This window comes from Terriglobia bacterium (assembly GCA_020073205.1).
GTDB lineage: Bacteria > Acidobacteriota > Polarisedimenticolia > Polarisedimenticolales > JAIQFR01 > JAIQFR01.
The window spans coordinates 1-5,072 of record JAIQFR010000178.1 but is presented as its reverse complement, the minus strand read 5'-3'; the positions used below and the strand labels follow the sequence as shown (position 1 = coordinate 5,072).

General features: G+C 65.5%; 2 protein-coding genes. One reads left to right on the top strand and one right to left on the bottom strand.

The annotated features are described in order from the left end of the window. The coding region (locus LAO51_19945; GenBank protein MBZ5641018.1) for a DNA gyrase subunit B at positions 1-1,990 on the top strand (1,990 nt) is incomplete at its 5' end. 943 nt (positions 1,991-2,933) lie between these two features. On the opposite strand, the gene priA is transcribed toward LAO51_19945, so the two are convergent. Continuing rightward, positions 2,934-5,072 (bottom strand): primosomal protein N' (gene priA / locus LAO51_19940; GenBank protein ID MBZ5641017.1); only part of this gene is annotated, 2,139 nt, incomplete at its 5' end.

The window sequence follows — 5,072 nt, the reverse complement described above, 5'->3', positions numbered from 1 at the left end:
GGACGGGGCGACCTACCAGCAGGAATTCGAGCGCGGCAAGCCGGCCACCGAGTTCCGCCGCACCGGCGTCTCGAAGCGCCGCGGCACGAAGATCACGTTCGTGCCGGACCCGCAGATCTTCGAGGACCTCGTCTTCTCCCACGACACCCTCGCCCAGCGGCTCCGGGAGCTCGCGTTCCTGAACCGCGGTCTGCGCATCGTGCTCAAGGACGAGCGCGCGGAGAAGGTGCGCGAGACCGCGTTCCACTACGAGGGCGGGATCATCGAGTTCGTCCAGCACCTCGACAGGGCGCGGCAGGTCCTCCACGCGCCGCCGATCTATCTCGAGGCGGACGAGAACGGCGTCCAGCTCGAGATCGCGATGCAGTGGAACGACTCCTACAACGAGACGGTCTACGCGTTCGCGAACTCGATCAACACCGTGGAGGGAGGGACCCATCTCGTCGGCTTCAAGGCCGCGCTGACCCGGACCGTGAACAACTACCTGGCCAAGGCGAATCTCGGGAAGGACGCCAAGGACATCGCGCTCTCAGGGGAGGACTGCCGGGAAGGTTTGACCGCGGTGATCGCGGTGAAGATCCCGAAGCCGCAGTTCGAGGGGCAGACCAAGACCAAGCTGGGAAATTCCGAGGTCAAGGGGCAGGTCGAGGCGCTGGTCAACGACCGCCTCGGCGCCTGGCTCGAGCAGCACCCGCAGGTGGCGAGGAAGATCATCCTCAAGACGGTCGAGGCCGCCCGCGCGCGCGAGGCGGCCCGCCGGGCGCGGGAGCTGACGCGCCGGAAGGGGGCGCTCGAGTCGGGATCGCTCCCCGGGAAGCTCGCCGATTGCCAAGAGCGCGACCCGGCCCTGTGCGAGCTGTTCCTGGTGGAGGGCGACTCCGCGGGTGGCTCCGCGAAGCAGGGGCGCGACCGGCGGTTCCAGGCGATCCTCCCCCTCCGCGGGAAGATCCTCAACGTCGAGCGGGCGCGATTCGACAAGATGCTCGCCCACGAGGAGATCCGGACCTTGATCGCCGCACTCGGGACGGGGATCGGCGAGGACGAGTTCGACCTGGCGAAGCTCCGCTACGGCCGGGTCCTGATCATGACCGACGCGGACGTGGACGGCTCGCACATCCGCACGCTGCTCCTGACGTTCTTCTACCGGCAGATGCGCGCGCTGGTCGAGAAGGGGCATATCTTCATCGCGCAGCCCCCGCTGTACAAGGTCTCCAAGGGGAAGGACGAGCATTACCTCGCCAACGACAAGGAGCTATCCGCCTACGTGGTCCGCAAGGCGATCGAGAACAGGACCGTGTCGGTGCCGGCGACCGGGCGGACGTTCGCCGGGAAGGAGCTGCTCCGCCTGCTCAACGCCCTCATCGACTGGGATCACTACCTCGGCGCCGTGGAGCGTCTCGGGGTGGGGCGCGACGTGGCGGAGGCGATGCTCGAGTGCGGCCTCGCCGAGCGAGCCGACTTCGAGACGCGCGACAAGCTCGAGATCTTCTCGGCTCGCGTCGAGGCGCTCGGCCACCAGGTCCTCTCGACGGACCGGGACGAGGAGCACGGCCTCTTCGAGCTGGAGTTGCGCGAGGTCGCCCGCGGCCAGCGGGAGGTCCGGGTCAACCTCGAGCTGGCGCAGGCGGTGGAGATGAGGCAGCTCCGCCGCCTCCTCCCGCAGGTGTCCCTGGTGTCCCCCCCGCCCGTCGTGGTGAGCCACAAGGACGGGGAGACCCGGCTCGACTCGAAGGAGGCGTTCCTGCACCACCTGATGGACGACGGGAAGAAGGGTCTCGGGATCCAGCGGTACAAGGGGCTGGGAGAGATGAACCCGGAACAGCTCTGGGAGACCACCATGGACCCGGGTCGCCGCAGCGTCCTCCAGGTCCGCGTGGAGGACTCGGCCGAGGCGGACATGCTCTTCTCGGTGCTGATGGGCGACGCGGTCGAGCCGCGCCGCCTCTTCATCGAGGAAAACGCCCTGGACGTGAAGAACCTGGACATCTGAGATGGAAGCCGCCGAGAACCGGATCCCGATCAACATCGAAGAGGAGATGAAGCGCTCCTACCTCGATTACGCCATGAGCGTGATCATCGGGCGGGCGCTCCCCGACGTCCGTGACGGCTTGAAGCCGGTCCACCGCCGCGTCCTGTTCGCGATGCACGACACCGGGAACGCCGCGGACAAGCCGTACCGGAAGTCGGCCCGAACCGTCGGCACCGTGATCGGCAAGTACCACCCCCACGGTGACCAGGCGGTCTACGACACCATCGTGCGGCTGGCGCAGGACTTCTCCATGCGCTACCCGCTGGTGGATGGGCAGGGGAACTTCGGATCGGTGGACGGGGATCCACCCGCCGCCATGCGCTACACCGAGATCCGCCTCGACCGCCTGGCGCACGAGATGCTCCGGGACATCGAGAAGGAGACGGTGAACTTCGCCCCGAACTACGACGGCTCGGAGCGGGAGCCGCTGGTCCTGCCGGCGGCGTTCCCGAACCTCCTGGTGAACGGGTCGGCGGGGATCGCGGTGGGGATGGCGACCAACATCCCGCCCCACAACCTCGGAGAGGTGGCCGACGCGATCCGGCTCCTCGTCGAGAACCCCGAGGTCGAGCTGGACGAGTTGATGGAGGTCCTCCCCGGCCCCGACTTTCCCACCTCGGGATTCATCTACGGGATCGAAGGAATCCGCCAGGCGTACGCCACCGGACGCGGGCACATCCGGATCCGGGGCCGGGCGGTGGTCGAGGAGATCCGAAAGGACCGGCAGGCGATCGTCATCACCGAGCTGCCGTACCAGGTCAACAAGGCGATGCTCATCGAGGAGATCGCGGGCCTGGTGCGCGACAAGCGGATGGAGGGGATCAGCGACATCCGCGACGAGTCGGACCGGGACGGCATCCGCGTGGTCCTCGAGCTGAAGCGCGACGAGACGCCCGGGGTCATCCTAAACAACCTCTACAAGTTCACCAAGCTCCAGGTGGGATTCGGCGTCATCAGCCTCGCCATCGTCCACAACCGGCCGCAGGTCCTGCCCCTCAAGGACATGCTCCGGCACTTCGTGGACTTCCGCCGGGAGGTGGTGGTCCGGAGGACCCAGTTCGACCTGCGGAAGGCGGAGGAGCGGGCCCACATCCTCGAGGGGCTCAAGCTGGCCATCGACCACCTGGACGAGGTGATCGAGACGATCCGCGGGTCGAAGACGCCGCCGGAGGCTAAGGAAGCCTTGAAGCTCCGCTTCGGGTTCTCGGAGATCCAGGCCCAGGCGATCCTGGAGATGCGGCTCCAGAGGCTCACCGGGCTCGAGCGGCAGAAGATCGTGGACGAGTACCAGGAGACGCTGAAGCTGATCGAGCGCCTCCGGCAGATCCTGTCCAGCGAGCCGCTGCAGCTCCGGATCGTCGTCGACGAGGGGAAAGGTCTCCGCGATTTTGGCCTCCAACTTTTCTGTTCCTTCGCCCACGTAGTGCAGGTACTCGCTGCCGCAGGTCGTGCAATGGGAGGGCACGGTGGCTGTGTAGCCGCAATAATGGCAGATCAACTTATGCTCGCGGCGATGATACGTTAGGGAAATAGAGCAGTTCACGCAACGGTTGGTTTCCCCGCAGCTCCGACAAAGCAGGAACCAGGAATAGCCACGCCGGTTGAGGAGAATCATGGTTTGTGCGCCGGATTGGAGCTGCGCGTCAATCTCCCCCTTGAGCCGGCGCGAGATCGGTACCTGGGTATGAGTCTCGCGGAACTCCTGCCGCATGTCCACGATCTCGACGGAAGCCAGCGAGCGGCCCGCGATTCGCTCCTCCAATTTTAGAAGGTGATATTTCCCCTCGCGGGCATTCCAATAGGATTCGAGCGAGGGCGTGGCCGAGCCCAACACCACCAATGCCTGCGCCAATCGCGCACGCACCACCGCGCCGTCTCGGCCGTGATAGCGCGGTGTTTCCTCCTGCTTGTAACTGGCGTCGTGTTCCTCGTCGACAATCACCACGCCCAGGTCCGTCAGCGGCGCAAAGACTGCCGAGCGCGTTCCGAGGACCACCTTCGCCTCGCTTCGACGAGCCCGCCACCAGGACTCGTGGCGCTCCGTTTCGCTCAACCCACTGTGCAGGACGGCGACCTGACTTCCAAATCGCGCGTAGAACTCTGACTGCACCGACGGAGTCAAGGAAATTTCGGGGACCAGCATCAGGGCCGTGCGCCCTTGCTCGAGACAGCGAGCGATAAGGCGGAGATAAATCTCGGTCTTTCCGCTTGCGGTGACTCCGTACAGCAGGGCAGCATTGAACCGGCGTGTGTCGAGAAGCGTAGTGAGTTCACTTAGGACTGATGCCTGCGAGGGTGTCACCTCGAGGCCAGTGGGTTTCTCAGAAATCGAGTGCTCGGGATAATTCCTGGGCTCACCAAGTTCGAGCAGACCGGCCTCACTGAGCTTCTTCAAATGCGACAGGCCTCCGCGAGCCGCCTTTAGAAGTTCCCGATGATCCACCACCTCGCCGCGCTGTTCGAGAGCCTCCAGAATCCTTCGCGCCACCGGTGAAAGGCGCGGCAGGTGTTCCGGCAGAGGTCCCGCCAATCGCACGGCGAAAACTTTCCGTGCCCCTCGGTCGCGCTCCAGTTCGGAGATTGCGACCCATCCCTCCGCGACGGCACGGGTGATCAGTCCGGTGGAAACACCCGTGAACCTCCGCTGGATGCTTTCGAACGCGGTGCCTGCTGATTGCCCCTCCTGGTCAGCCAGGTAGCGGAGGAACTTTGCCTCGTCGCCCCCGCGAATTTCTTCCAACAAACCGGATTCAAGGTGTTGGAGTTGCTCGCGGCCCCGATCCGTCAACGAAATAAAGCGGACGCGGCGAGTCGTGGCGCGCAGGGGGAGCATCGCGCGGAAAACCTCGCCCACCGGCGCCACGTAGTACTCTGCCATCCACAACCCGAGGGTGAGCAACTCGGGAGAAAGGAGTGGCTCGGGATCGACCGCGCCCAGAATTTCGCGAACCTTGAACCCCGGCGCTGCTTGTGCCACCGGCTCGATCACGATACCGGTCGCCCGACGGGTTCCAAGCGGAACCACCACGCGTTGCCCGGCACG